Annotated in this window: 28 protein-coding genes and 1 pseudogene; 12 read left to right on the top strand and 17 right to left on the bottom strand. The window is 65.4% G+C overall.

The genetic code is table 11. The annotated features are described in order from the left end of the window. The first annotated feature begins 101 nt into the window (after window positions 1–101). Window positions 102–1,031 carry a LysR family transcriptional regulator gene (locus LKE06_RS02055; RefSeq protein ID WP_227996702.1) on the top strand — a complete coding sequence of 310 codons (930 nt, stop codon included), beginning with the start codon at window positions 102–104 and terminating at the stop codon, window positions 1,029–1,031. Between the two features lie 170 nt (window positions 1,032–1,201). Then, the gene (locus LKE06_RS02050) at window positions 1,202–2,578 is read left to right on the top strand and encodes an MFS transporter (RefSeq protein ID WP_227999242.1); all 1,377 of its coding nucleotides are present in this window, start codon (window positions 1,202–1,204) and stop codon (window positions 2,576–2,578) included. 31 nt (window positions 2,579–2,609) lie between these two features. Here LKE06_RS02050 and LKE06_RS02045 read toward each other — a convergent pair whose 3' ends face one another. From LKE06_RS02045 to LKE06_RS02025, 5 genes are all read right to left on the bottom strand, one after another. Then, complete coding sequence (locus tag LKE06_RS02045) at window positions 2,610–3,212, bottom strand: helix-turn-helix domain-containing protein (protein WP_227996696.1); 603 nt, start codon at window positions 3,210–3,212, stop codon at window positions 2,610–2,612. Window positions 3,213–3,325: 113 nt separating this feature from the next. Continuing rightward, complete coding sequence (locus LKE06_RS02040; protein WP_227996694.1) at window positions 3,326–3,844, bottom strand: Rv2240c family protein; 519 nt, start codon at window positions 3,842–3,844, stop codon at window positions 3,326–3,328. A 223-nt stretch (window positions 3,845–4,067) separates the two neighbouring features. Then, entirely contained in the window at window positions 4,068–4,706 is a 639-nt protein-coding gene (locus LKE06_RS02035; protein ID WP_227996692.1) for a DUF305 domain-containing protein, read from the bottom strand. Between the two features lie 87 nt (window positions 4,707–4,793). Further along, window positions 4,794–5,198 (bottom strand): DUF6153 family protein, encoded by a 405-nt coding sequence (locus tag LKE06_RS02030; protein ID WP_227996690.1) that lies wholly within the window; start codon window positions 5,196–5,198, stop codon window positions 4,794–4,796. Window positions 5,199–5,251: 53 nt separating this feature from the next. Then, window positions 5,252–5,830, bottom strand: coding sequence for an AMIN-like domain-containing (lipo)protein (locus LKE06_RS02025; RefSeq protein WP_227996688.1), 579 nt, complete (start codon window positions 5,828–5,830; stop codon window positions 5,252–5,254). 86 nt (window positions 5,831–5,916) lie between these two features. Here LKE06_RS02025 and LKE06_RS02020 point away from each other — a divergent pair, with 86 nt between their 5' ends. Both LKE06_RS02020 and LKE06_RS02015 read left to right on the top strand, forming a co-directional pair. Beyond that, entirely contained in the window at window positions 5,917–7,065 is a 1,149-nt protein-coding gene (locus LKE06_RS02020; RefSeq protein ID WP_227996686.1) for a class I SAM-dependent methyltransferase, read from the top strand. Window positions 7,066–7,209: 144 nt separating this feature from the next. Continuing rightward, window positions 7,210–8,091 (top strand): Bax inhibitor-1/YccA family protein, encoded by an 882-nt coding sequence (locus tag LKE06_RS02015; RefSeq protein ID WP_227996684.1) that lies wholly within the window; start codon window positions 7,210–7,212, stop codon window positions 8,089–8,091. A 148-nt stretch (window positions 8,092–8,239) separates the two neighbouring features. On the opposite strand, the gene LKE06_RS02010 is transcribed toward LKE06_RS02015, so the two are convergent. Genes LKE06_RS02010 through LKE06_RS02000 form a run of 3 tightly spaced genes read right to left on the bottom strand, consistent with a single transcriptional unit; the run spans window position 8,240 to window position 10,988 of the window. Beyond that, entirely contained in the window at window positions 8,240–9,460 is a 1,221-nt protein-coding gene (locus tag LKE06_RS02010) for an acetyl-CoA C-acetyltransferase (protein WP_227996682.1), read from the bottom strand. A gap of 22 nt (window positions 9,461–9,482) precedes the next feature. Beyond that, window positions 9,483–10,487 carry an SGNH/GDSL hydrolase family protein gene (locus tag LKE06_RS02005; protein ID WP_227996680.1) on the bottom strand — a complete coding sequence of 335 codons (1,005 nt, stop codon included), beginning with the start codon at window positions 10,485–10,487 and terminating at the stop codon, window positions 9,483–9,485. 39 nt (window positions 10,488–10,526) lie between these two features. Further along, window positions 10,527–10,988: a hypothetical protein gene (locus tag LKE06_RS02000; RefSeq protein WP_227996678.1), complete on the bottom strand. Its 462-nt coding sequence runs from the start codon at window positions 10,986–10,988 to the stop codon at window positions 10,527–10,529. A 103-nt stretch (window positions 10,989–11,091) separates the two neighbouring features. On the opposite strand from LKE06_RS02000, the gene LKE06_RS01995 reads away from it, so the two are divergent. Further along, the gene (locus tag LKE06_RS01995) at window positions 11,092–12,483 is read left to right on the top strand and encodes a cystathionine beta-synthase (protein WP_227996676.1); all 1,392 of its coding nucleotides are present in this window, start codon (window positions 11,092–11,094) and stop codon (window positions 12,481–12,483) included. Window positions 12,484–12,602: 119 nt separating this feature from the next. Here the strand turns inward: LKE06_RS01995 and LKE06_RS01990 are convergent, their stop codons facing one another. Continuing rightward, window positions 12,603–13,778, bottom strand: a complete 1,176-nt coding sequence (locus LKE06_RS01990) for an acyl-CoA dehydrogenase family protein (RefSeq protein ID WP_227996674.1) — start codon at window positions 13,776–13,778, stop codon at window positions 12,603–12,605. Between the two features lie 98 nt (window positions 13,779–13,876). Between LKE06_RS01990 and LKE06_RS01985 the strand changes: the two genes are divergently transcribed. Continuing rightward, on the top strand, window positions 13,877–15,022 hold the full coding sequence (locus LKE06_RS01985) for a cystathionine gamma-synthase (RefSeq protein WP_227996672.1): 1,146 nt from the start codon (window positions 13,877–13,879) through the stop codon (window positions 15,020–15,022). A 111-nt stretch (window positions 15,023–15,133) separates the two neighbouring features. On the opposite strand, the gene greA is transcribed toward LKE06_RS01985, so the two are convergent. Both greA and LKE06_RS01975 read right to left on the bottom strand, forming a co-directional pair. Then, window positions 15,134–15,628 carry a transcription elongation factor GreA gene (gene greA, locus LKE06_RS01980; protein WP_227996670.1) on the bottom strand — a complete coding sequence of 165 codons (495 nt, stop codon included), beginning with the start codon at window positions 15,626–15,628 and terminating at the stop codon, window positions 15,134–15,136. Window positions 15,629–15,945: 317 nt separating this feature from the next. Continuing rightward, a complete protein-coding gene (locus LKE06_RS01975; RefSeq protein ID WP_227996668.1) occupies window positions 15,946–16,401 on the bottom strand; it encodes a DUF4307 domain-containing protein in 456 nt (151 codons plus the stop codon). Between the two features lie 105 nt (window positions 16,402–16,506). Between LKE06_RS01975 and mca the strand changes: the two genes are divergently transcribed. Both mca and LKE06_RS01965 read left to right on the top strand, forming a co-directional pair. Next, entirely contained in the window at window positions 16,507–17,391 is an 885-nt protein-coding gene (gene mca, locus LKE06_RS01970) for a mycothiol conjugate amidase Mca (RefSeq protein ID WP_227996666.1), read from the top strand. Further along, a complete protein-coding gene (locus LKE06_RS01965; protein ID WP_227996664.1) occupies window positions 17,391–17,666 on the top strand; it encodes a hypothetical protein in 276 nt (91 codons plus the stop codon). The genes mca and LKE06_RS01965 overlap by 1 nt, the downstream gene beginning before the upstream one ends. Window positions 17,667–17,864: 198 nt before the next feature. On the opposite strand, the gene LKE06_RS01960 is transcribed toward LKE06_RS01965, so the two are convergent. Further along, window positions 17,865–18,743, bottom strand: a complete 879-nt coding sequence (locus tag LKE06_RS01960; RefSeq protein ID WP_227996662.1) for a hypothetical protein — start codon at window positions 18,741–18,743, stop codon at window positions 17,865–17,867. Between the two features lie 517 nt (window positions 18,744–19,260). Here LKE06_RS01960 and LKE06_RS33060 point away from each other — a divergent pair. The 3 genes and pseudogenes from LKE06_RS33060 to LKE06_RS01945 form a co-directional block, all read left to right on the top strand. After that, window positions 19,261–19,344: pseudogene (locus tag LKE06_RS33060) on the top strand (DUF255 domain-containing protein); the annotation flags it as partial. 47 nt (window positions 19,345–19,391) lie between these two features. After that, entirely contained in the window at window positions 19,392–19,703 is a 312-nt protein-coding gene (locus LKE06_RS01950; RefSeq protein WP_227996658.1) for a hypothetical protein, read from the top strand. Continuing rightward, on the top strand, window positions 19,679–20,095 hold the full coding sequence (locus tag LKE06_RS01945; protein ID WP_227996657.1) for a PIN domain-containing protein: 417 nt from the start codon (window positions 19,679–19,681) through the stop codon (window positions 20,093–20,095). The genes LKE06_RS01950 and LKE06_RS01945 overlap by 25 nt, the downstream gene beginning before the upstream one ends. A gap of 299 nt (window positions 20,096–20,394) precedes the next feature. Here LKE06_RS01945 and LKE06_RS01940 read toward each other — a convergent pair whose 3' ends face one another. Genes LKE06_RS01940 through LKE06_RS01930 form a run of 3 tightly spaced genes read right to left on the bottom strand, consistent with a single transcriptional unit; the run spans window position 20,395 to window position 22,389 of the window. Beyond that, on the bottom strand, window positions 20,395–20,544 hold the full coding sequence (locus LKE06_RS01940) for a hypothetical protein (protein WP_227996655.1): 150 nt from the start codon (window positions 20,542–20,544) through the stop codon (window positions 20,395–20,397). Continuing rightward, the gene (locus tag LKE06_RS01935) at window positions 20,535–21,509 is read right to left on the bottom strand and encodes a serine hydrolase domain-containing protein (protein ID WP_227996653.1); all 975 of its coding nucleotides are present in this window, start codon (window positions 21,507–21,509) and stop codon (window positions 20,535–20,537) included. Before LKE06_RS01935 ends, LKE06_RS01940 begins: the two co-directional genes overlap by 10 nt. 7 nt (window positions 21,510–21,516) lie before the next feature. Continuing rightward, complete coding sequence (locus LKE06_RS01930; RefSeq protein WP_227996652.1) at window positions 21,517–22,389, bottom strand: helix-turn-helix domain-containing protein; 873 nt, start codon at window positions 22,387–22,389, stop codon at window positions 21,517–21,519. Between the two features lie 85 nt (window positions 22,390–22,474). On the opposite strand from LKE06_RS01930, the gene LKE06_RS01925 reads away from it, so the two are divergent. After that, window positions 22,475–24,577 (top strand): thioredoxin domain-containing protein, encoded by a 2,103-nt coding sequence (locus tag LKE06_RS01925; protein WP_227996650.1) that lies wholly within the window; start codon window positions 22,475–22,477, stop codon window positions 24,575–24,577. 41 nt (window positions 24,578–24,618) lie between these two features. On the opposite strand, the gene LKE06_RS01920 is transcribed toward LKE06_RS01925, so the two are convergent. Then, entirely contained in the window at window positions 24,619–26,232 is a 1,614-nt protein-coding gene (locus tag LKE06_RS01920; protein ID WP_227996648.1) for an adenylate/guanylate cyclase domain-containing protein, read from the bottom strand. Then, on the bottom strand, window positions 26,229–26,402 hold the full coding sequence (locus tag LKE06_RS01915; RefSeq protein WP_227996646.1) for a hypothetical protein: 174 nt from the start codon (window positions 26,400–26,402) through the stop codon (window positions 26,229–26,231). The genes LKE06_RS01920 and LKE06_RS01915 overlap by 4 nt, the downstream gene beginning before the upstream one ends. Between the last annotated feature and the right edge of the window lie 14 nt (window positions 26,403–26,416).

The raw sequence follows: 26,416 nt of genomic DNA, 5'->3' as shown, positions 1-26,416 counted from the left end.
CGGACCACGCTACGAACCGTTCCGACTGTTATCAATGCAGTTTGGAACCCGATTTCGCAGGAATGCACTGCAAATTTGCAGTTTCGTGGTGGAATCGACGGATGACCGACAGCGGCGCCCCACTCAGCATCCGGCCGAATCCGGACGACCTGCTCGTCCTGCTCGCCGTGGCCCGGCTGGGCCGGTTTTCCGCTGCGGCCGGGGCGTTGGGCGTGAATTCGACGACCGCCGCGCGGCGAATCACCGCGCTGGAGAAGGCGGTTGGTGGTCGGTTACTGGTGCGCAGCCCGCGCGGCTGGGAGCTGACCGAACTCGGCCGTGGCGTGCTGGTGGTCGCCGAGGAAATCGAGAAGTCCATGCAACAACTGGCGACACCGCGGCAGATGCGCACTCACGGCATCGGTGGTCTGGTCCGCATCGCGGCGTCGGACGCGTTCGTCGCGCGGTTCGCGGTACCCGCGCTCGCGCGGCTACAGGAAGACCACCCGCGGTTGGGGGTCGAACTCATCAGCGCGACGCAGCGTGTCCGGCAGAACCGTTCCGGTGTGGATCTCGAGGTCGTGGTCGGCCAGCCCGACGTGCATCGCGCCATCGCGAGGCACCTGACCGACTACCGGATCGGTCTGTACGCCAGCGAGGCTTACCTGGCCCGACACGGCACTCCGGAGCGCTTGGCCGACCTGTCGCAGCACCGACAGATCTTCTACATCGAATCGTCACTGCAGGTAGACGAGCTGGACCGGGCTGCGAAAAAGCTGCCGGAGCCGATGCCGAGCATGCGTTCGACCAGCGTCTTCGCGCATGTCGAGGCCACCGTCGCCGGGGCAGGTGTCGGGATTCTGCCCGCCTACCTGGCCGATCCGCGCCCGGAATTGCGCCGCGTGCTGCGGGAGCGATTCGACTATCAGATCTCGTATTGGACCGTGGCTCGCGAGGAGTCGTTGCGCAGCAACGCGGTTCGGGCCGTGCTAACCGCACTGCGTACCGAAGTCGCCGACCGTGCTGCGGAATTGCAGGGTGTGACCGCCTGATTCTCGCCCGCGTCCGGGCCGCGACCGCGCGGCGAACTGCATTTGTGCAGACGGCACTTGCGGATTTCGCTGTTGCACCGCGAACGATCGGCAACCAATACTCCAAGTGCAGTAAACGGTGTGGTGTGCCTCACAGCATGCTGGGAACGATGAGGTTCGAGGAGCAGGCGATGATCGACAATGTGCCGGAGACCGGCCCCGGGGATAGTGCACCGACCGGCCTGAAAAAGGTGGTCGCGGCATCGATGGCCGGGACGGTTGTCGAATGGTACGAGTTCTTTCTCTATGGCACCGCGGCGACGCTGGTTTTCAGCAAGTTGTTCTTCCCGAACAGTGGTGACCCGCTCGACGGAGTGATCGCGGCGTTCCTCACCTATGCGGTCGGATTCGTGGCCCGTCCGCTGGGCGGGCTCGTATTTGGGCACTTCGGCGACAAATACGGCCGCAAGACGCTCCTGCAGTTCTCCCTGCTGCTCGTCGGCGCGTCGACCTTCCTGATGGGCTGTCTGCCAACGTATCCGCAGGTCGGCTATCTCGCTCCGGCGCTACTCGTGGTGCTGCGCTTCGTACAGGGCTTCGCGGTCGGCGGCGAATGGGGTGGCGCGGTGCTGTTGGTCGCCGAGCACAGCCCGGCGTCCCGGCGTGGGTTCTGGGCCAGTTGGCCGCAAGCGGGCGTGCCCGCGGGCAACCTGATGGCAACGGTGGTGCTGCTGGTGCTGACCACCACACTGCCCGACGCCGCCTTCCTGAGCTGGGGCTGGCGGATCGCGTTCTGGCTGTCGGCGGTGATCGTGCTGGTCGGCTATTACATCCGGACCATGGTGTCGGACGCGCCGATCTTCATCGCCGCGCAGGAAAAGGCCGAACGGACCGAGTCCGATTCCTACGGTGTGCTGGAGGTGTTCCGGCGCTACCCGCGCGGCGTGTTCACCGCCATGGGACTGCGCTTCGGCGAGAACATCATGTACTACCTGGTGGTCACGTTCTCGATTACGTATCTCAAGTTCGTCGCGAACGCCGATACGAGCTCGATCCTGTGGTGGATGCTGGTCGCGCACGCGGTGCACCTCGGCGCCGTGCCGCTGGCCGGGCGCGCGACCGACATTTTCGGCCGCAGGCCGGTGTACCTGCTCGGCGCCATATTGAGCGGTACCTGGGGCTTCTTCGCGTTCCCGATGATGAGCAGCGGACACGGCGTGATCATCATGTCGGCCATCATCATCGGATTGGTGTTCCACGCGCTGATGTATGCCGGTCAACCGGCGATCATGGCGGAGATGTTCCCGACTCGCATGCGGTACTCGGGTGTGTCACTCGGCTATCAGGTGACCTCGATCGTGGCGGGTTCGATGGCGCCGATCATCGCGACCACCCTGTTGAACCGCTTCGATTCCTCGCTGCCCATCGCGTTCTACCTGCTGGCCGCCGCGGCGGTCACCATCGTCGCGGTGCTGTACACACGAGAAACCAAGGGGGCGTCGCTCGAAGCGATCGATGCGGCCGACGCCGATCGACTCCGCGCGGACGCCGCGCGGGTATCGGCCTAGTGCAACCGAAAGGTGTTGTGTACGAACGTAGTCACGACTGATCGGATGACTGCTTCGGCTCGGGGCGAGCGCGCAGGTGTGCGCGCTCGCCCTGCTTGCCGAAAAGGCTGAGGAACTCGACCGGTTCGGCGTCGGCGGCGCCGAACCAGTGGGGTACCCGGGTATCGAACTCGGCTGCTTCGCCGGGTGTGAGCACCACATCGTGTTCACCGAGGACCAGGCGCAGTCGGCCATTGAGGACGTAGAGCCACTCGTAGCCCTCGTGGGTCCGCGGGTCGGGCTCCCCGCGGCGACTGTCGGGCGCGATGATGAGCTTGTATGCCTGGATGCCGCCGGCGCGGCGAGTCAGGGGCAGCATGGTCATGCCGTGCTGGGTGACCGGGCGCAGGTGGATGCGCGGGTCCCCGGTCGGTGGGGCGTCGACGAGTTCGTCGAGCGTGACGCCGTGTGCCCTGGCAAGGGGCAGTAGTTGTTCGAGGGTCGGACGGCGGGCTCCGGATTCCAAGCGGGACAGGGTGCTCACCGAGATTCCGGTCGCGGCCGAGAGGTCGGCGAGGGTGGTTTCGCGTTGTTTGCGCAGTGCCCGCAGCCGAGGACCGACCGCGTCGAGTGCTTGGTCGAGGTCGCTGTCCATCCCGCCAGTTTGTCATATCGGCAAATATGCTTGCGCATACGACTGATCGTCTCGTCCGGTTGTCCCCAGCGGAGGTGGTCATGGTGACCGAGCAGTAGGAAACGAATGCCGTGTCAGTGACCTTGGCAGGCGGCGAGTGCGACGTCTTTTGTTGCGTTGAATTTATCGATGGCGGTGTTGAGGGTATCGGTGGGCGCGCGCTGAGCGAGTGTGTCGGCCAAGCCGTTGGTGTCGTCGCGGTAGGCGCGCAGCGGGGTCGCGATATCGGTTGACACCTCGTTGGTCACCGTCACCTCGACGTTGTGTGCGTTGTCGTGCAGCGTGGTGACCGCGACGTCGGCCTTGGCGTTGGCATCGGGATCGTTGCGGCCGCGGTCGTTGCTCGCGTTGATGTAGTCGTTGAAGGCACGTACCGAACTGGTATTGGCGGTGCGCAACGCGGTGCAGGCGCCGCCGACGGCCCGTTGCGCCGCCGCGGCGCGCGACGCCGAGATCTCGGTGGAGTAGGCGGCGAGGTCGGTCTGATTGACCTCCGCGGTGCCGGAAACCTGCTTCGAGCAGGCGCCGATCGTTATGACACCCACGGCGGCGGCCATGGCCATGGCCACACCCGTACGTTCTAGTCGGCGCATAATCGGATCCCTCTCTCCCCTCTGGATCCGGCCACTGGAGGCGTGCAGAAGGCCGGTTCTTCCGACCGTACTTCCTGGTGCGTGGGCCAGTCAGCTGGCCGCGCCGATATTGATGACGAACCGATACTGGGCCGAGCGATATCCGTAGCGCAGCATGTCGACCCCGGCGAATCGGGCCGGGACCAGCGCAATCGCCGCTGGTTCCGGCCCGAGTCGGCCGGCGTCAGCCCTGACCGAGCATGCCGCGCATGGTGGCGATTTCCGCCTGCTGGGCGGTGTTGATGGCGGTGGCCAATGCCTTCGCGTCGGGGTTGACGCCGCTCGCGAGCTCGGTATCGGCCATGGCGATGGCGCCATTGTGATGGTCGATCATCATCTGCATCCACTGGCGGTCGAAGTCGGCGCCGGACGCGGCCTCGAGCGCGGCCATCTGCTCGGCGGTCATCATGCCCGGCATAGCGGAGGTACCAGGCATGGTGTGCCCGCCCGAGGCCGACGGCGCGGGCTTGCCGAAGCTCTGCAGCAATATGGTGAACTGCTCCATTTCCGGCGCCTGCGCCTTCTCGACATCGGCGGCCAGCGACAGTAGCTGCTGATTCTGCGTGCGACCGGGGACCAGCTTCGCCATCTCGACGGCTTGCGCGTGATGCGGATACATCATTTGCAGGAACATCAGGTCGGCGTCGTTGAAGTCGGTCCGGGTAGCGGGTGCACTCGTGGTGGCCGCCGCGATCGATGACGATCCGTGATCCATGCCCGGCATGGAGCCGGAGTCGTCGCTGCCACAGCCCGCTGCGAACAGTGCCCCGGCGGCGAGGGTCGCCGTGGCGACTGCGGTCATGCGGGTACGGGTGATGAACATGTCTGTGCTCCTGAGGAATTGTGAACGATCGGGTGAACGACAGGGCAAAGCCACGACTGTGGGTGAACCACGGGCGTGGTGGACCTGTCAGATCCGCAGAATCGACAATTCGGCCAGTGACGGGACCGTCCATGGTGGTGCGCGTTCGCGCTGGTGTCGGTGACCACGCGGTGTCGAAACGCCGCCGCGCGGCCGATCGTTCGCGATGCGATAGAGCAGTACCAGCATCAGCGCGAGTGCGACAGCGGTCAGGATGAACACGCATCCGTGCAGGCCGGTGTGTCCATCGCAACCGTCGCCGCCGCAATCCATTCCGGCCGGCGCGCGGACGTGCTCGTCGACGGCCATCGCGCTGTGCGTCGCCGCGGCATGATGTTCGGGAGCGATCGTGAATACCCCCGCGTGCATCGCGACGACACCCGCGAGTAGCGCAGGCACACCGAGTAGCCGGGTGAGCCCGGTTGCTCGTGGCGGTGCGTGCGATTCGACCACGCAGCCAGTCTAATGAGGGCCGCGTGCTAAACCCGATATACCCCCTCGGTGTATCACTCGGGGGTAGCGATATCGATGACCAGCCGGGTCGGGCCGGTGAGTGTGCTGACCGAGAAGGCGGGCCGGTCCGCGTGCACACCGATGAACGACTGAGTGGTGCCCTCGTACACGGCGGACCGATAGACGCCGGCGACTCCAGGGGCGCTGGGATCGGTGGCCGGGTCGGGGCCCGAGTAGGGGGTGACACCGTTGTCGAATGGATATGCCGAGCCTGTGATCTGAACCTCGAGTATCGAGTTGCCCGCTACGTCGATCAGCTTGCCGCTGGCGTCTTGAACGGCCTGGTCGGCGTACTGCACGATCCAGCCCGGCGTGCCCGCGCCGCCGAGTTCGTAGACCACGCGATCGAAACCGGGTTGGTGACCGATCCGAATGCCGCTCACCGTGACGCCCGCGTCTGACGATGGCGCGCCGCGTTTCGTCAGCGCGTCGGTCGGCGGTGTGGCCGAGGAATCGGTGAATGTACTGGGCGCGGTCGCGGCGTTGGTGGCATTCGAGCCGGATTCGCTGTCGCCGCAACCGGCGACCAGCGCCGCCGTCACGGCGACAAGTAGCACCATCCTGTTACGCATGTGGCAGATGTTACGCAGCCACGCGGCTGATGCGGATTTGCTGGGGTGGGCGCGTCGTTTCGGCAACGATCTAGCACACTTGAGGGGTGGGAGATGTCGAGGACGTATTTGGCCGACTGCGGCGGCATCCGGATGTGGAGGCGGCGAACCTCTGCGCCGTGGATGCCGCCGATCGACTGATCCTCGATGTTGCCGATGAGGCGATCGTAGCGGCCGGGAGTGGAAAGGTCGCGGTCATCGGCGATAGCTACGGTGCGCTTACCCTCGGTGCGATAGCCCGGCACGAACTGCGTGATGTCCGGGTCCACCAGGATTCGCTCACCGGCGAACTCGCCCTCGCGAACAATGCCCGCGCGCTGGGGCTTGCCGACCGCTATACCAGGCACCCACTGGCCGAGGAGTTGCTGTCGGATGCTCGCGTGGTGCTGCTTCGCCTGCCGCGAGTGCTGGCCGGATTGACCGAGGTCGCCGACGCGATCGCGCGCTACGCCGCCCCGGATGTCGAGGTGTTCGCGGGTGGCCGCGATAAGTATCTGACCAAGTCGATGAACGACCTGCTCGCCCAGTTCTTTTCGGAGGTACGTGCCAGCCGGGGCAGGCAAAAGTCGCGGACCCTGCTGGCGACCGGGCCGAAACCGGTTGGCGCGCCGCTGTTTCCGGTGCGTGAGCGACTGGACGATCTCGACATCCAGGTCATCGCGCACGGTGCTGCCTTCGCCGGTGCCCGGCTCGATATCGGGACTCGATTTCTCTTACAGCACCTCACGTCGATGAAGCCGGACGCCCGCGACGCCATCGATCTCGGATGCGGCACCGGCATACTCGCGGTCGCGCTGGCCAAGGCGCGACCAGGGATAACTGTGGTCGGCACCGATCAATCGGCCGCCGCAGTGGCCTCCGCGCGGGCAACCGCCGAGGTCAACGGGGTCGCCGACCGGTTGACGGTGATTCGCGACGACGCGATGTCCTCGGCCGCCGACAACAGTGCCGATCTGGTGCTGTGCAACCCGCCCTTCCATGTCGGCGCGGCGGTGCACACCGGCTCCGCGATAAAGATGTTCGCCGAGACCGGCCGGGTACTGCGGCCCGGAGGCGAGTTGTGGACCGTATACAACACTCACCTGAACTATCGGGGCGTGGTCGAGCGGATGGTCGGGCGAACCGAGGTGATCGGCCGCAATCGAAAGTTCACAGTGACGCGGTCGGTGCGTGGGCTGCGCGACGCGCAACGGTAGTAGAGTCCGAATTGTCTGTCTCAATGAGTTCCTGGAGTCCAGCTCCGGGAACTCGGCCCGGCCGACACGCGTTGTCCAGGCAGTTGGATATCGGTCCAGACGGCCACGGCGACGTGGGCCAACGACTCCAGAAAGGCATCCGCGGTGCGCACCACGAGCAATCCGGTTTTCAGAAATCTCCCTCGGCAGGAGGGGGGCGGCTATGCCAACTTTGGGTCGGGGGTGACGGGCGCGGGCCAGATGGGCCAACAGTTCGGGAACCAATACGGGCAGTACCAGCAGCAGCCATACCAGCAGGCGCCGTACCAGCAGCCGTACCAGCAGGCGCCGGCCACGCGCGCGATGACCATCGACGATGTGGTGACCAAGACCGCCACCACCCTCGGTGTGCTGGCGCTGTCGGCGATCATCTCCTACAGCCTGACCAATGCGAACAACTCGCTCGCGCCGCTATTCGTCATAGGCGGTGGCCTGGTCGGTCTGGTCCTGGTGCTGGTCGCGACCTTCGCCCGGAAGATGGACAATCCCGTCATCGTGCTGTCGTACGCGGTGTTCGAGGGCCTGTTCATCGGTGCGCTGTCGTTCATGTTCACCAGCATCGAGTTCGGCGGGGCCGGTGGCGGTACGCTGATCGCACAGGCTGTGCTCGGCACGTTCGGTGTGTTCGCGGGCATGCTCGTCGTCTACAAGACCGGCGCGATCCGCGTTACCCCGCGCTTCACTCGGATGATCGTCGGCGCCTTGATCGGTGTGCTCGTGCTCGCGCTCGGCAACCTCGTCGCCAGCTTCTTCATCTCCGGTGGCCTCGGCCTGCGTGACGGCGGCCCGATCGCCATCATCTTCAGCCTGGTGTGCATCGGGATCGCCGCGTTCAGCTTCCTGCTCGACTTCGACGCCGCCGATCAGTTGATCCGGGCGCAGGCGCCGGAGAAGGCGGCCTGGGGCGTGGCACTCGGCCTCGCCGTCACCCTGGTCTGGCTGTACGTCGAGATCCTGCGGCTGCTGAGCTACTTCAACAACGACTAGTCATCACACGACGACACGGCTCCCCACTCGAATCGGGTGGGGAGCCGTTTTGTCAGCTCCGTGCTGGCACGTCCGTCGCCGCAATCCTCGGGATACGGCGAAGGCGGCCACCGGAATCCCGGTGACCGCCCCGTGGTTATCGGGAACCTCAGCTCAGGCGCTCGATGACCAGTGCCATGCCCTGGCCGCCGCCGACACACATCGACTCCACACCGAACTGCTTGTCGTAGGTCTGCAGATTGTTCAGCAGTGTGGTGGTGATGCGGGCGCCGGTCATACCGAACGGGTGGCCGAGTGCGATCGCGCCGCCGGAGACGTTCAGCTTGTCCTCGTCGATCTTCAGCTCGCGAGCCGAACCGAGCACCTGCACCGCGAACGCTTCGTTGATCTCGAACAGGTCGATATCGTCGACCGATTTGCCTGCCAGCGCCAGCGCACGTTTGATGGCCTCGATCGGGCCGAGGCCCATGATCTCGGGAGACAGGCCGGAGACGCCGGTGGACACAATGCGCGCCAGCGGTGTCAGGCCGAGTTCCTTGGCCTTGGTGTCGCTCATGATGACCAGCGCGGCGGCACCGTCGTTGAGCGGGCAGCAGTTACCCGCGGTGATGGTGCCATCCGGGCGGAAGACCGGCTTGAGCTTGCTAACCGCCTCGTAGGTGACACCGGCGCGCGGGCCGTCGTCCTTGGAGACGACGCTGCCGTCGGGCAACGTGATCGGTGTGATCTCGCGCTCGAAGAAGCCGTTCTTGATGGCCTCTTCCGCGCGGTTCTGGGAGCGGACACCCCAGCGGTCCTGGTCCTCGCGGGTGATGCCGGTGAGCGATGCGACATTCTCCGCGGTCTGGCCCATGGCGATGTACGCGTCGGGCAGCAAGCCGTCCTCGCGGGGGTCGTGCCAGATGCCCGCGCCGCCCTCGGCCGCCTTCGCGGTGCGCGCCTGTGCATCGGCGAAGATCGGGTTGTGGGTGTTGGGCCAGCTGTCGGCCGAGCCGAACTTGTAGCGCGAGACCGTCTCCACGCCTGCGGAGATGAACACATTGCCCTCGCCGGCCTTGATCGCGTGGAACGCCATCCGGGTGGACTGCAGCGAGGACGCGCAGTAACGGTGCACGGTGGTGCCTGGCACGAAGTCATAGCCCAGCTGCACCGCGACATTGCGGGCGATATTGAAGCCCTGCTCGCCGCCGGGGGAACCGCAGCCGAGGATCAGGTCATCGATCTGGGCGGGATCGAGCGAGGGCACCTTGTCGAGCGCCGCACGCACAATCTGGGTGGTCAGATCGTCGGGCCGCATGTCGACCAGCGATCCCTTGGCGGCCCTGCCGATGGGGGACCGGGCGGTCGAAACGATAACTGCCTCTGGCATGAAGGCTCCTTTTACTCACTGCTCAGTTTTGTACTGGCATTTCTATGTGTACAGAACCCATAGCACGGCGCGGTCGCCACCCCGGTGATTCGATAAGCCCGCGCAGCCGGGCGGCGATGCCGCGACGCTCGGCCGTATCGCCGGCGACTGCTCGACGGTCGCTGGAAAAGGCCAGTGCTTGCGATATCTCCGGACTTCGGTCGGCGATCGCGGTCACCAGGACCGGCAGGATCTTGGCCGCTGCCAAGGCATAGCCGTCGGCCGAAGGGTGGAAGCCGTCAGCGGCGAACATGCGATCGGGTGCGGTCAAGAATTCCGGTCCCAGATCGCCCAGCGGTACCGGATGACCGCTCGCCGCCGCTGTCACCGCGAATTGTGCCTTCGCAAGCCGCGCACTCCAGTTGTGCACGATGGTCCGCAATGGCTGCGGAATGGCGGAAACCGTACCCAGATCGGGGCAGGTGCCGACCACTACGACGCTGCCCGCCAGCTGCAATCGCGCCACCGCCGCGCCGAGCCGGCGCGCGGACGCGGTGATCGAGTGCTTTTTGGTGATGTCATTGGCGCCGATAAAGATCACCGCGACGTCCGGTGGCGGACCCGCGACAAACATGGCGTCGACCTGACCGGCCAACCCCTTGGAGGTCGCGCCGGAAATTGCCTTGGTGCTCAACCGAATTCGCAGACCTGTGGCCTCGGCGAGGCCGCGAGCTACGCGGACACCGGGCACTTCGTCGGCGCTCAGGCAGCCAACGCCTGCGGCGGTGGAATCGCCGAAGACCATCAGGTGCACGTCGACCGGTTTGCCCGCACGCCACGGCTGCGGTGCACGAAAGGCGGCGGTGTAGATGCCGTCTGCCTCCGGAGGTTTGGACGTGTCACGTCCGATGACACCGCGGGCGATGCCCGCCTGCGCCATGAGAAGCCGATACGCGGCCCACGACGCGGTGCCCGCACTGGACCCGGCCAGCACGGTTGCTACGCCGGTCACCGCAGCCGTTCGCCAGCTGATTCGAGGTGCGCCCACGAAAGAAATGGTACGGGTTCGTGGGCCCGCCGGATTCGGTCAGGCCGGAACGTCGAACGAGCCGTGCGCGGGCACGCTCGCGTTATTGGTGGTGACGTCGACCTCGATGTGGCCGGGCCCGGTGTCCTGATACAACGAGTACTGGATGCTGCCGTAGATGCCGGTTACCACGGTGTTGTCGTAGGCGCCGGTCGCACCGGTGGTGGTGTTGCGCCAGGCGACGGTGGTGTGCACCTCACACAGCGGCGCCAGCGGGTAAATGCCGTCGCCGATGCCGGTGACCGGTAGCGAGCGGATATTGAGAATCGCGCGCCCTGGGTAATCGGGGCTGGTATCGGCCCAGGTGCGAATGCTCGTCCAGCACAAACCGCCGGTGGCGAGGGTCGGGACTTGCGGGAATTCGACGGTCGTCGCGTTCGCCTGTGCACCGGATCCGACGAGCACGGCGCCCGCCGCCGCAGCCAGCAGGGTGGCGGCACGTGCGATGTTCGGCTGCCTCATGGGGGAGATCCTAAGCGCGCGTCCGCTGCTTTGGCGGCACCTCGAAGGCGCGCGTGTGTGGCGTGCGCGCGATCACATCGAGGGCTTCTGCAACGATGTAGCTATGCGCATCGCGGATCATGTCGTGGATCTCATCGGTAATACGCCCTTGGTCCGATTGAACTCTGTGGTGGGACCGAACGCGGGGACCGTGGCGGCCAAGATCGAATACCTGAATCCGGGCGGCAGTTCCAAGGACCGGATCGCGGTGAAGATGATCGAAGCGGCCGAGAAATCCGGTCAGCTGAAGCCCGGTGGCACCATCGTCGAGCCCACCTCCGGCAACACCGGTGTCGGCCTCGCTCTCGTCGCCCAGCAGCGCGGCTACAAATGCGTGTTCGTCTGCCCGGACAAGGTCAGTGAGGACAAACGCAACGTGCTGCGCGCCTACGGTGCCGAGGTCGTGGTCTGCCCGACCGCGGTACCGCCGGATCATCCGGACAGTTACTACAATGTCTCCGACCGCCTGGTCCGTGAGATTGATGGGGCCTGGAAGCCCGACCAGTACTCCAACCCGGGCGGACCGGAAAGCCACTACGAGACCACCGGCCCGGAGATCTGGCGCGACACCGACGGTAAGGTCACCCATTTCGTGGCGGGCGTCGGCACGGGTGGCACCATCTCCGGCACCGGGCGCTACCTGAAGGAGGTCTCCGGCGGCAAGGTGCAGATCATCGGTGCCGACCCGGAGGGGTCGGTATATTCCGGCGGCACCGGCCGGCCGTACCTCGTCGAAGGGGTCGGCGAGGACTTCTGGCCGTCCGCCTATGACGCGGCCATTCCGGACGAGATCATCGCGGTATCCGATGCCGACTCCTTCGATATGACCCGCAGGCTGGCCCGCGAGGAGGGCCTGCTCGTCGGCGGATCCTGCGGTATGGCGGTGGTCGCGGCTATCGAGATCGCGCGCCGCGACCCGGACGCACTGGTGGTCGTGCTGCTGCCCGACGGAGGCCGCGGCTACCTGTCCAAGATCTTCAACGACCAGTGGATGAGCTCCTACGGTTTCCTGCGCGAGCGCCTGGACGGCAGCGCCACCGAGCCGCTCGTCGGCGACGTGCTGCGCGACAAGTCGGGCGAGCTGCCCGACCTCGTGCACACCCATCCGTCGGAAACGCTGCGCGACGCCATCGAGATTCTGCGCGAATACGGTGTTTCGCAGATGCCGGTCGTCGGCGCCGAGCCGCCGGTGATGGCAGGTGAAGTCGCGGGCAGCGTCTCCGAACGTGCTCTGCTCTCGGCGGTATTCGAAGGCCGCGCGAACCTGACCGATTCCGTCGCCGAGCATATGAGCCCGTCGTTCCCACTCATCGGATCCGGCGAACCGATCTCGGTGGCGACCAAGGCGCTCTCGGACACCGACGCCCTCATGGTCGTCGAAGACGGCAAACCCGTCGGCGTCATCACCCGCCACGACCTGCTCGGCTTCCTGAGCACCGGCAGCGTCGGCCACTGACGTCGTGACAGCCGGGCTGACAGTGTCCGCCCGGCTGGGTTCGATCAGGGCTCGAAGTTCAGCCGCGCCGCCTCTCGGCGTTCGGCTTTCCTATCGCGGCGCCTCACCGGAAGATGCTGTTACCGAAACGCGTTGGCGTCGGTGAGGGCCCTGCCGAGTACCAATTGGTGGACCTCCGCGGTGCCTTCATACGTGAGCACCGATTCGAGGTTGTTCGCGTGCCGCAGCACGGGGTAGTCGAGGGTGATGCCGTTGGCGCCGAGGATGGTGCGGCATTCGCGGGCTATCGCGATGGCTTCTCGGGTGCTGTTCAGTTTGCCTGCGCTGATCTGCTCGGGGCGGACCTCGCCGCGATCCTTCAGCCTGCCCAGATGCAGGGCCAGTAGCTGGCCTTTGCCGAGTTCGAGCGCCATATCGGCGAGCTTTGCCTGGGTGAGCTGGTACGCGGCCAGTGGTTTGTCGAAAACCTCGCGGGTCCTGGCGTATTCGATGGTTGCGATCAGGCAGTCGCGGGCCGCGCCGAGCGCACCGAAGACAATGCCGAAGCGTGCCTCGCTCAGGCAGGCCAGCGGCGAACTCAGTCCGCGCGAATGCGGCAACAGCGCGTCGGCGGGCAGCCGGACATCGTCGAAATTCAACTCGGCGGTCACCGAGGCGCGCAGCGACAATTTGCGGTGCATTTCGGGGGCGGTGAATCCGGGTGTGCCCGCGGGAACCAGGAATCCGCGAACCACCTGCCTGCCCTCGCCCTCGGTTTGCGCCCACACCACCGCGACATCGGCCACCGATCCGTTGGTGATCCACATCTTCGAACCGTTCAGCACCCAGTCCGTGCCGTCACGCTTGGCTCGGGTTCGCATGCTGCCGGGATTGGAGCCGAAGTCCGGTTCGGTGAGCCCGAAACAGCCCAGCGCGCGACCCGAGGCCATCTCAGGCAACCACTGCTGTTTGTGCTCCTCCGAGCCGTACAGGTGGATCGCGGTCATGGCCAGCGAGCCCTGCACGGACACCATGCTGCGCACCCCGGAATCGACCGCTTCGAGTTCCTGGCAGGCCAGGCCGTAGGTAGTCGCCGACATCCCCGCGCACCCGTAGCCCTTCAGATGCATGCCGAGCAGCCCTAGTTCGCCGAGTTCCGGCGCGATCTCGCGGGCTGGGAAGGTGCCCGCCTCGAACCAATCCGCGATATGCGGTCGCAGCCGCGCGGCCGCGAACGCCGCGACGGCACCGCGAATCTCGCGCTCGTCATCGGTCAGCAAGGAATCGATCGCGAACAGTTCTTCGACGGTCTGCATGCACTCAGCGTAATTCGGATCGGCATGAGTAAAACGAGCCTCCGCGCAACACACCTACCGGCAGATAGCTCGCAGATCGCTCGGATTACCCTTACCGCATGAGTGAGCTGGGATTCTCGACCAGGGCCGTGCACGCCGGATACGATCCCGATCCGCGGACCGGTGCGGTGAACGTGCCCATCTATGCGAGTTCGACATTCGCCCAGGACGGAGTGGGCGGTCTGCGCGACGGTTACGAGTACGCGCGAACCGGCAACCCGACCCGCACGGCGCTGGAAGCCAACCTCGCCGCGCTCGAATCGGGCCGCTTCGGACGGGCATTCGCCTCCGGTATGGCCGCAACCGACTGTGCGTTGCGCGCGACGCTGCGTCCCGGCGATCACATCGTGATCCCGGACGACGCCTACGGTGGCACCTTCCGCCTGATCGACAAGGTGTTCAGCCAGTGGGGCATCGAGCACTCGCCCGCGCACGTCTTCAATGTCGACGAGATGCGCGCCGCGATTCGCCCGAACACCAAACTGGTGTGGATCGAGACCCCGACCAACCCCCTTTTGAGCATCGGTGACATCCCCGCCCTGGCGGACGTCGCGCACGGCGTCGGCGCAAAACTGGTCGTGGACAACACCTTCGCCACCCCCTACCTGCAGCAGCCATTGCTGCTCGGTGCCGATATCGTCACCTATTCGACCACCAAATACTTGGGCGGGCACTCCGATGTCGTCGGCGGTGCGCTCATCACCAACGACCCTGAACTCGACGCGGCATTCGCCTTCCTGCAGAACGGCGCGGGCGCGGTACCGGGTCCGTTCGACGCCTACCTCACTATGCGTGGCATCAAAACCCTCGCGCTGCGGATGGAACGGCACTGCGACAACGCGGAGACCGTCGCCGAGTTCCTGACCCGACACCCGGCGATCTCGCAGGTGATCTACCCGGGCCTCGCCGAGCACCCTGGCCACGCTGTCGCGGATAAGCAGATGAAGCGCTTCGGCGGCATGATCTCGGTGCGGCTGCGCGGCGGCCAGGAAGCAGCCCGTAACTTCTGCTCGCGGACAAAGATTTTCACGCTCGCTGAGTCTCTCGGGGGTATCGAGTCGCTGATCGAGCACCCGGCCGCGATGACGCACGCGTCCACCGAGGGATCCGAGCTCGAGGTGCCCGCGGATCTGGTCCGGCTTTCGGTCGGCATCGAGGACATCGGCGACCTGATCACCGATGTCGAACAGGCGCTGGTGGGCTAGGAACAACACATGACGAAGCGGCCGCATCCGGATATCAGGTGCGGCCGCTCGGGTATTCGGGGGAGTAGGGCCAAGCGCTGCTCGGTGCGGCGCAGCGACTCGGCCGCGTGGTCAGCTGTGGTAGGGCTCGGCGCTGACCAGGGTGACCTTCATCGTGTTGCCGTTGGGCAGCGTGTACTCGCGGGTCTCGCCGACCTTGGCCTCGAGCAGCGCGCCACCGAGCGGGGAGGCGGGCGAATACGTCTCCAGCTTGGAGTCGTTGAGCCCCTCTTCGCGGGTCGCGATGAGGAAGGTCTCGGTATCGGACTCGTCGCCGTCGTAGTAGACCTTGACGACCGAACCCGGGAGCGCGACGCCCGCCTTGGTGGGGGCGACGCCGACCTTGGCATTGTTCAGCAGTTCCTGCAGTTGGCGGATTCGCGCCTCCTGCTGGCCCTGCTCCTCACGCGCGGCGTGGTAGCCACCGTTCTCCTTGAGGTCGCCCTCTTCACGGCGTTCGTTGATCTCGGCAGCGATGACGGGACGATTGGCGATAAGCGCGTCGAGTTCGCCCTTGAGCCTGTCGTGCGACTCCGGGGTCAGCCAGGTCACTTGCGTCTCAGTCATCTCGATCACTCCCTAGTAGTTGTTCCCGGCGGGCCGGGATTCCCTGATAACCGCTGCAGTGCCCACAGGGGGCGGGCACGCACCAACCGACGGCTAGTGCCATCCTGGGGAAGTTCTTCGAACCCCGACAGGCTTTGGTTTCGGGCAGAATCGAACCCGAAACCAACAGCGCTGGCCGCCAATGCAGCAAACACGGCTCCGAGCCCCGGAACCGTGTATCAGGCCATTTTAGCATGAATAACAAACATGCAGGTCGGAGTTTGTTTTGTCGTGCTCTGGGTGCCGTTATGACCGAATTCGGCCCGTCCGGCGACGATTCACTCGGCTCGCAGGTAGGCGGGCACCTGATCGCTACAGGCGTAGATACTGCTCGCCGAAGGACGTGCCGACGAGCGAACCGTGGTCGACATTTTGATAGTGCCGCTGATGGACGGTTCGATCAGCACTTCACGGCGCCCGAGTTCGGAACCGTCGCGTGCCATGGCGCGCACGAAACACACCACCGGCCGCTGCGGATCCTTGCGGGTGACCTTGAGCTGAACGGTCATCGTGGAATCGTCGACGACGGTGTATCCGAGTTGTTCGGCAGTGATGTCGTCGGGCCCGTATTTCTGCCAGCCGAGATAGGCGACCCCCAGCCCGAGCAGCACGACAACGACGCCGAGAACCACCGGAATCCAGCGCTTTCGCCGGCGTGGTTCGGTGCCGTACCGATCGGCGCGGCGCGCCGTGGCTTCATCGCTACCGGCTGATTCCGGCGCAGGCTCGCTCATCAGTGGTCGCTCCCGGGGGGTACGTCGGAACAAAAGTCTGTCGAATGGAACTATAGGGAACGAAATCCCAGCACCCGCGAGCGAGAGCGATGAGGTGAACGAAATATGAGCGGCCTTCGCCTCATGGCGGTTCATGCCCACCCCGACGACGAATCCAGTAAGGGTGCCGCGACGACCGCCCGGTACGCGGACGAGGGGAACGAAGTCCTCGTCGTCACGCTGACCGGCGGCGAACGCGGCAGCATTCTCAATCCCGCGATGGACACACCCGGGGTGCTCGACCGGATCGAAGAGATCCGCCGCGAAGAGATGGCGGCTGCCGCCGCCGCGCTCGGGGTGCGTCAGACCTGGCTCGGCTTCGTCGATTCGGGTCTGCCCGAGGGGGACCCGCTGCCGTCGTTGCCGGAGGGCAGCTTCGCGCTCGTTCCGCTGGAGGAGGCAACCGAGGCGCTGGTCCGCGTGGTGCGTGAGTTCAGGCCGCATGTGCTGACCACCTACGACGAGAATGGCGGCTACCCGCACCCCGACCACATCCGATGCCATGAGGTGTCGATAGCCGCGTTCGAGGCGGCGGGGGACCGGGAGCGGTTCCCGGACGCTGGTGAGCCGTGGACGCCGCTGAAGCTGTATTACGACCACGGTTTCAGCCACAAGCGCCTCGAGGCATTCGCCGACGAGTACGCGAAGCTTGGGGAGCCCTTCCCGCTGCAGGAATGGCTGGACCGGATGCGTCAGTACTCGGGCAGCCGCGGCGACACGATGGCGCGAGTCACCACGCAGATCGAGTGCTCAAAGTACTTTCCGCAGCGTGATGACGCCCTGCGCGCGCACGCCACCCAGATTGATCCGAACGGCGCCTTCTTCGCGATCCCGATGGAAATGCAGCAGCGGCTGTGGCCAACCGAGGAATTCGAATTGGCGAAGACCCGGGTGCGCACGGCCATCCCCGAGACCGATCTCTTCGCCGGTATCGTGGGTGACGAGCAGTGATGCTGGCTCTACTCGCTCAGACACCCGGTACTCCGACGGGCCCGGAATTCGGTAAGGCGTCGCCGCTGGGGCTGGTGATCATTCTGGTTCTGCTCGTGGGCACCGTGCTGCTGGTGCGTTCGATGAACCGCCATCTCAAGAAGCTGCCGCCGACCTTCGAGCCGGAACATCCGGAACCGGATCAGGCGGCCGACGAGGGCACCGAGCCGGGCATCATTCGCCGGGAGACCGAGGTGGAGGTTGTCGAACCCGACGATCGGGCCGACAAACCCTGACCTCGACCGTCGTGACAATGGCCGCCCGCGCATCGCGGGCGGCCATTGTCGTTTCTGCGGTCGGCATCGAATACGCGGTAGGGAACCCGCCTCGTCACCGACGACGGTTTGTGCTCGAATTCAGCCGTGGTAGATCGGTTTCGATCGAGACGCGGTGGCGGTTCGGATATCGGTCCGCGCCGCCGCGGCCATGGAGTGTCAGCCGACGAGCATTTTGTCGAAAAGTGCGGTCATCTCGGGGTTGGAAGTACCCTCGACCGAGGCGGCGTTACGACTGCGATCCTGTGTGTTCCGCACAATCGGCTCGTTGTCGGATAGCAGTCTTTCCCACAACAGGGCGTTGTTGTCCGCGATAGCCGGCGGCGCTTCGGCCCGGGGGGAGTGGATCGGTTCGATGGGTCGGGAAAGGTCATCTGCCGCAGGTGCATTGGGTTCAGATACTTCCGCCGCCACGTCCAGGCGCATCGAGTCACCGATCGGCCCGCGTAGTCCGCTGACAGCGGCCGCGAACGCGGCACCGAGTGCCGTCACCGCACCGAGCATCGCCCCGTGATCGAGACTGGCACTGGCGATGTGTTCCTGACCGGCGCCGGAATCAGGTTTTTTGTCATTGCCGAGGAGCATGTCGACAACGCCGCGGAGGCCGCTATCGCCGGGGGATTCGGTCAGGCTGAGGAGTGCGGGTGCCTTGCTGTTGAGATATAGCACGGCGATGAATACGAAAATGGCTGCGGCAAAGCTGGAACCGATCACAACACAGGCCAGTGTCTCGCTGCGTACTCGGAAGCACATTACCCCGGCCAATACCGTTATGATCGCTGCTGCGCTGGCCAGAATTGCCCAGACCCCGCTGATGCCTACCTCACGGAAGCCGTGCGCATCCCAGTTTTCTGCTTTCGGACCGCCGCCCCCGCCTCCGATGCCATCGATCCGGCCGAAAGCATTGGAACTCGCATTGCCGGTCGGTCCGGACGCAGAAAGCCACGGCTGAAATAGGAGGACCAGGGTGAGGATACTGAGGCCGGCGGCGCACAGATAACCCCAATTCAAGCGGAAATCCGGATGGTTCGCGCTCACGTCGCGGGTCGAGTTGACGCCGCTTTCGGAACGACGGAATCGAGCTTCATTGACTTGCCAAGGGGTTGGGTGAACCATTTCTCCGGCCGAATAACGTTCTGCATGAATGGAGTTCGTAATGGGCAGCTCTGACCATTCGCTACGGCAACGCTATGACTCCTCATATCGCCGGTCAACTGTGATGCCGATCCCAGGCGGAGAGCCAGGTCACAGTATTTCTTCGAAGGGTTGCATCCTCAGATGCGGCGTATTCGGGTCAACACTCACCGAATCCTGTTCTCTGAAGCGGTTATCCGGGTCGGAGGTGGTCAATCCTGTCGGGTCGGCGGGGTGGGCCCGAACGCTGTTGCGGCTCATCGGTTGTGACGTGATCTACACCGTGGCCAGGGACGTAGGTCACAGCGGCCGAACGCCCGAGCGGCTCATCAAACATGCTACCTGCCAGTAGATTTCGGTCTACCGGCCTCAGTTGCGGACACGGAACGGCGTGTTTCGAGAAGTAAATGATAGCCATGTCCAGGCGTTAGCAGAAGCGACGGCGTGGGATGTGCCGATCTTGCTCTCGGTGGGATATTCGTCGTGCCACTGGTGCCATGTGATGGTTCAGGGTACTAGTCATATTGCTACTTCGGGTAGTAAACTCGTCGCATGACTGCACTACCCGCGGAGTATCCTCCGGGCGATGGGCCGGCCGCGAAGGTCAGCGTGTCGCTGCGGGCGGGCAATATTCGGGCGATCAGGGCACGCGTCGGGGCGCGCGGATTCTCCGCGTATGTCGATGCCGCCGTTGAGCGGCAGATCGAGCGAGATCTGCTCGAGGAGGCGCTGGTTGCGAATGAGGATCAAGTTGGGGTGATTCCGCAGGAGTTCAGGGATGAAGCGGCTGCGTTGTTTCGTGAGGTGAAGTCCTCGCCCGAGTTGCAAGGGGATCACGGGTGGCACGAACACGAAGCCGGCTGAGTGCCGGGACGCTGGTGCTGGACAGTGAGGGCCTGTCGAGGTTTTGCGCGGCGGACCACCGTGTCACCGCGTACATCCGGGAAGCGCAGGATAGTGATTTCCGGGTAATCGTCAGCGCTCTCACTCCCATCGAGGCATACGACATCAGGATCAAGAACGACCGGTTCCGCTGGTACTTATCCCGGCTTCGAGTCGAACCTGTCACCGACGAGATCGCTTTCGACGCAATCGAATTGCTGCGTGCGGCCGGTCTGCATGGTCACAAGTACGCCATCGATGCTGTGGTAGCCGCGACCGCCTTGCGTGCCGTCGCGCCCACGGTGATCCTGACCTCGGATGTGGATGATATGACCAAGCTGTGCGGCAAGCGAATTCGTGTCGTGGACTTATAGGTAGCAGGGTGTTGGTCGGGCGTCACGCGGTCGCGTCTTCTTCCACCGGAAGCAGTTCCGCAAGGCCGGCGCGCGCTCACGCCGAGTTTGGGGAGTTCCAGGCGGGCGCGTTCGCTCCAGGCGCCGAAGCTCGGGCTCTTCGATCATGGGTGTGTGACCGCAGTCGAGGGTCTCGATCCGAACGTGCGGGACGACTGCTGGGTCGACCCGGAGGGCGCCTGGCCTGGCCATCGAGCACCGCCGGCTGACCGAGCGTTGCGGATCGTGTTGCATCCGTGCTTGTTCGGTGGCTGCGTGTATCAACCGCACAGCGTCACCTGGGTGAGGGCACGAAGTGCGTCGTCGATAGGATGGGGCTGCGGCTTACCCGAGGAGTCGAGTCGGTTCCATCGCTGCAGGTTCACCGCGATGGACATTTGTCGCTTGCCGTCGGCGCTGGTCATGGACATCGCGCCGCCGCCCCAGACCGAACCCTCATGGCCCAGTAAGTCCCGTGACCGGGCACCGTCATCTTCTGCAGGCCCAGACCGTAGTCGAGTGTCTTTCCCTCGAAGGAGATGACCGGAACGGTGCGTTGCATCTGCGCCAGCGACGCTCGGCTGATGATATCGCCGGCCAGCAGCAGGCCGAAGAAGCGGTTCAGGTCTGCGACGGTCGATATCAGCGAAGCCGCCGGCCCCACCCACGACATGTCATAGACGCTGTAGTCGTGCGGCGGGTCGATCATGCCGAACCACGCCTCATAGTGCAGTGAATGCGGCCCGTGGACATACGGTCCGGCTGGGAGCTCGGTGTCCCGCAGCCCGGCGCGCTCGATCACGTTGCGGGTGATGCATTTCTCTGCCGAGGTACCTGTAATCGATTCCAGGAGTTGGCACATGAGCAGGTAATTGGTGTTCGAGTACACACCCGGTGTGCCACCCGCGGCTCCGGCAGCAGGCGCTGCGACCCCCATCTCGATCAGCTCGGTCGCGTGAAACCTGGTGAACCGGTTGCCATCCAGGCTGGCCGGTGTCGTTTTCGCCAAGGCTGGAAAGGCCGCGAGGGAGGGGTAGGCATGCGGGAGGTATTCGGCGAGGCCGCTGGTGTGGTTGATCAACATCCGGACCGTGATCGCCACACCGCGTGCGCCGGGAACCAGCCGCGGCAGGTAGTGGCCGATGGGCGTGTCGAGCTCTATTTCGCCATCGTCGACCAGCTGCAGCACGGCGGCGGTGAACGTCTTGGTGATGCTGCCGACGCGGTGTCGCATATCGGCCGTGACGGGGCGGCCGGTGGCTAGATCGGCGACTCCGGCTGCGCCGCACCAGATTTGGTCGTCGTCGCGAACCTCGGCGAAAACTCCGGGCATGCCCGCGTGATGGACGGTCTCCAGGGCGGTCTGTAGCTTCTCGGGATCGAATGTGTGGGTCATGGCACCACTATCGAGCGAGCGGTCCCGCACCGTATTGGAAAAATCTTCCCCAGGCCCGGTACCGGTGCCGGGCGATGGTGGGCAAATAGTGCGCCGTTAGTGCTCCCGGCGTGCGGTCGGCGAATGTCGACACGTCTCGGCACAGATGGGCCTGATCGGTGTACCCGCAGTCCAACGCGACGTCGGCGGCGGGCCGGCCCGCCAGTAAACCGTCGACCGCGGACCGGAACCGGACCAGCATCGCCGCCCGCTTGGGTGTCAGGCCGATCTGGGACTCGAACCGCGCCCACAGCCGCTTGTGGCTCCATCCGAGGGATTCGGCGAGCTCGCCGATCTTCACCTGGCCACCGGAGGTGAGTATGCGATTCCAGCCGGCGAGCACCTCCGGGTCGGGTGTCCGCATCGGCCTTTCGCACTGCGCCAGAAACGATTTCGTTACTGCGAAACGTTCGTCCCAGGTCCGGGTGGACGCGAGCTGCTCACGCAGCCGCCGAGCCGAGCGGCCCCAGAGATCCTCCAAAGCGACCACACCCCGGCCCAAATCCGTTGGGGAAATACCCAACAGCGAATACGCCTGTATCGGCGACAAGCGAACCTCGACGCACTCCGCCCGCTCGCCACGAACACGCATGGCCTCCACGGGAAGCCCGACAACGAACCCGCCGAGGGTTCGCCGCCCGACAGCATCGTCGACGATCAGCCCGCGCTCCCCGAATTCGATCAGCACGGTGATCGCCGCCGTCCCGGCCACCCGAAGATCCAACCCGCCGCCAACCACATCGCGGTAACCGATGATCGCGGTACCCAACGGCCCGGCGGCGGCCGAACCCGAGAAATCCCACCCAACCTCGGACTCGCGGCCCAAGTCCACAGTTCCCACCCGTCCAGGCTACGGAAGGTGAGGACACCGAACGTCCGGATCTGAATCGCGCGGTGTGCTCGCAAGGTTGTGGGAGGCTGGAGACGTGAACCGATTGGCCAGTGCGACCTCGCCCTATCTGCGTCAGCATGCCGGGAATCCCGTTGATTGGTGGGAGTGGGATGCCGAGGCGTTGGCAGAGGCGGCGGCGCGGGACGTGCCGATTCTGCTGTCGATCGGATACGCAAGCTGCCACTGGTGTCATGTGATGGCGCATGAGTCGTTCGAGGACGAGGCGACGGCGGCATTGATGAACGCGAACTTCGTGTGTGTGAAGGTGGATCGGGAGGAGCGGCCCGATCTGGACGCGGTGTACATGAATGCCACCGTCGCGATGACCGGTCAGGGGGGCTGGCCGATGACCTGTTTCCTCACTGCCGACGGTGAACCGTTCTATTGCGGCACCTATTACCCGAAGGTGCCGCGCGGCGGAATGCCGTCGTTTACCCAGTTGCTGACCGCCATCATCGACACCTGGCAGCAGCGACGCGATGAAGTGAACAAGGCATCGGCGCAGGTGACCGAGGCGTTGCGTGCGCAGGCCGCGGGTCTGCCCGGCGGTGATTTCACCATTGGCGTCGAGTTGCTCGATCACGGGGTGGCCGCTGTGCTGCGCGATGTGGACGACAAGCATGGTGGTTTCGGTGGTGCTCCGAAGTTCCCGCCGTCCGCGCTGCTGGAGGGGCTGCTGCGTAGTTGGGAACGCACCGATGATGCCGCGGTATTCGACGCGGTGATTCGGACCGCCGAATCGATGGCACGCGGCGGCATCTATGACCAGTTGCGCGGTGGCTTCGCGCGATACTCCGTCGACAATGCCTGGCTGGTACCGCATTTCGAGAAGATGCTCTACGACAACGCCCAATTGTTGCGCGCCTATGCGCATTTGGCTCGCCGGACCGGTCTCGCGTGGCCGTTCGCGCTGCGCGTCACCGAGGAAGTCGCGCAGTTCCTGCTCGACGATCTGGGGACCGAACAGGGTGGCTTCGCCTCGGCATTGGACGCGGATACCCACCTGGAGGCGGGCGGCCCCGGTGTCGAGGGCGCGACCTATGTGTGGACACCGGCGGAGCTGGTCGCGGAGCTCGGATCGATCGATGGTGCCTGGGCCGCAGAGGTTTTCGGCGTCACGACGGCGGGCAATTTCGAACAGGGCACCTCCATCCTGACCCGCCGTACCGACCCGGACGCGATCGCTGCCTCGGATCCCGACGTCCCCGCTCGTTTCGAACGAATCCGAACCATATTGCGCGCGGTCCGCGACCGTCGCCCGCAGCCGGATCGCGACGACAAGGTGGTGACCGCGTGGAACGGGATGGCGATCACCGCGCTCGCCGAAGCCGGTGCGGCGCACGCATACTCGGAGTGGGTAGTGGCGGCGGCTCGCTGCGCGCGGTTCCTGCTCGCCGAGCATGTGGTCGAAGATCGGGTGCTGCGGGCGTCGCTCGGCGGTGTCGCGGGCGCGGCCCCCGGTGTGCTCGAGGACTATGCGTGGCTGGCGACCGGACTGCTCGCCCTGCATCAGGCCACCGGCGAGCCGAGCTGGCTGCATGATGCACAACGCTTGCTGGACAAGGCAATCGAACACTTCGCCGATCCTGATTCCGCGGGCAGCTGGTTCGATACCGCCGACGACGCGGAAACCCTCGTCACCCGCCCGCGTGACCCGATCGACGGCGCCACCCCGGCGGGCGCTTCCGCACTCGCCGAGGCGCTGCTGACCGCGAGCGTCGCAAGCGATCCCGCCCGTGCGGTGCGATACCGCGAGTTGGCCGACCAGACGCTGACTCGCGGTGCGGTTGTGCTGGCACGGGCCTCGAGATCGGCGGGCCAGTGGCTGGCTGTCGCGGAGGCCGCGCTGCGCGGACCGATTCAGGTCGCGATCGCACGCCCGGCCGGTGCGTCCCCCGGTGCGGCCGAAATGTCGGTGACCGATGTCGGAACGCAGACACGGTCACTGCTGACACTCGCACGCAAGTCCGCACCGGGTGGCTCGATAGTCATTGCGGGCGAGCCTGATTCGGTGCCATCACTGGCCGAACGCCCCCTCGTGAACGGGATGGCCGCCGCCTACGTGTGCCGGGGATCGGTCTGCGACCTCCCGGTCTCGACCGTCGCGGAATTGCGAACCGCCCTGAACCGGCACTGAATCCGAGTCGTCGCGCTGACACCGGTGGACGGAACGTAGTGCTATTCGGTTTCGGTTGCGGCCGTCCGGATTTTGGAGATGGGACTGCTTTCGGTCATCAGGTCGGTGCTTCCGGAGGGTGGCGTGAGCGTGGCATCCGAGCCATTGCCATCCGACAGTGGCGCGACGGTGACCTCGGATTCGTCGACGTCGGTCCAGCAGGGTGTTGGCTCCGTGATGCCCCGTAGCAGGATGTTCTCGTAGAGCGTCCATTTCTCGCGCTCGTATGGTGCCGAGGACTCGACCGCCGCGCCGCTCACCAGGATTCGGCACGGGACTTTCTTGGCCTCGGTCGTGAGGCGGGCGGCCTCGTTGACCGCGTCGCCGATGACGGTGTACTCGAGGCGAGTATCGGTGCCGACGTCTCCGGCGAAGACCCGGCCGCGAGCAACGCCGATGCCGATATCGAGTTCGCCGCCCGCGATCACCTCGTCCCGGATTCGGCGTGCCGCGCGCAGGGCGGGAGTCGCGTTGTCCCGCAAGGCGATCGGGGCACCGAAGATACACAGTGCCGCGTCGCCCTCGAACTTGTTCACCAGGCCGTTGTTCTCCTCGGTGGCCGCGACCACGATCGACAGCAACCTGTTGAGCTTGGCGACGAATTCCTGTGGCGCCAGCCCGGTGGACAGTTCGACCGAGCCGGTCACATCGACGAACAGCGCCGAAACCACGCGCACATCACCGGTAAGGTCCACCCCGCCGGCCAGTGCCCGTTCGGCCACCTCGGTGCCGACATGGCGGCCGAAGACATCGCGCATCCGTTCGCGCTCACGCAGATTTGTGGCCAACTCGTTCACCGAGTTCTCCAGTCGGCCGATTTCACTGGCGCTACCGACCGTAACCTGGATGTCCAACTCGCCCTTGGTAACCCGATCGAGCGCCCGCCGCAGCGTGCGCATCGGCGTGGCCACAGAGCGGGCCAGGAAGGCTGTGGCGAGCGCGCCGACCCCGATCCCGACCCCGGAGAGATAGATGGCGGTGCGAATGCGGTCGGGCGCGCCGGAGGCCGGATCGGCCAGCACCACGATGAGCATCAGCAGCGGCATGGCGGCCGCCACCGCCCAGGTCATCACGATCCGAACCATGACCGAGGAACTCCAGTGCATGGTGCCGCCGAGCACGCCGGCCACCACCGGGATGGTCGGGCGGATCACACGGTCCACGATCAGGAAGGTGAAACCCGCCGACTCGAACGCGCCGAGAATGAATAGCGCCGCCGTCACCGCCGCGCTGTTGTGCGCGGTCAAATGGGAGAACATCGCGGCGGCCACGATCACGCCGGGGATCCACAGCGCCAACGCGCGGGTCGTGATGGCGACGGGCAGCCGCAGCAGCTTGCGCGCCTCCTCGGGGGTCGGTTTGCGCGCGTTGTCGAGCCAATCGAAGTACACCGTCCGGTCTCGGATGGCCAGGCCGACACCGACCAGGAATCCCACCACGGGGTAGATCCCCACCAGCGCGAGAGTGTGCATCCAAGTGTCGCCGAGCCTGCCGAGGAACCCGCTGAGCCACAGCTCGGTGACGATAACCGCGAAGCCGCTGAGGTTGGCGGTTATCACTACCGCGGCCAACCCCCACCGCGCCTTCAGCGCCCAGACGACAAGCCGATTGATCACGGTGCGCGCACACCGGCTCGGGGCGGCAGCGCCGTAATGATCGGGGCGATGAGGAACACGAACGAGCAGCATAGAATCAGCGCGACCAACAGCGGAAACTTGCCCGTGCTCACAAGTTCCGGCCGCCGCCGCGCCGCGTAGGTTCCGGTATCGATCGTCTGCTGTGTCATCGTTTGCCGCCCCA

It is taken from the genome of Nocardia australiensis (assembly GCF_020733705.1).
GTDB classification, from domain to species: Bacteria; Actinomycetota; Actinomycetes; order Mycobacteriales; family Mycobacteriaceae; genus Nocardia; species Nocardia australiensis.
This window is presented reverse-complemented; position numbering and strand designations above follow the sequence as displayed.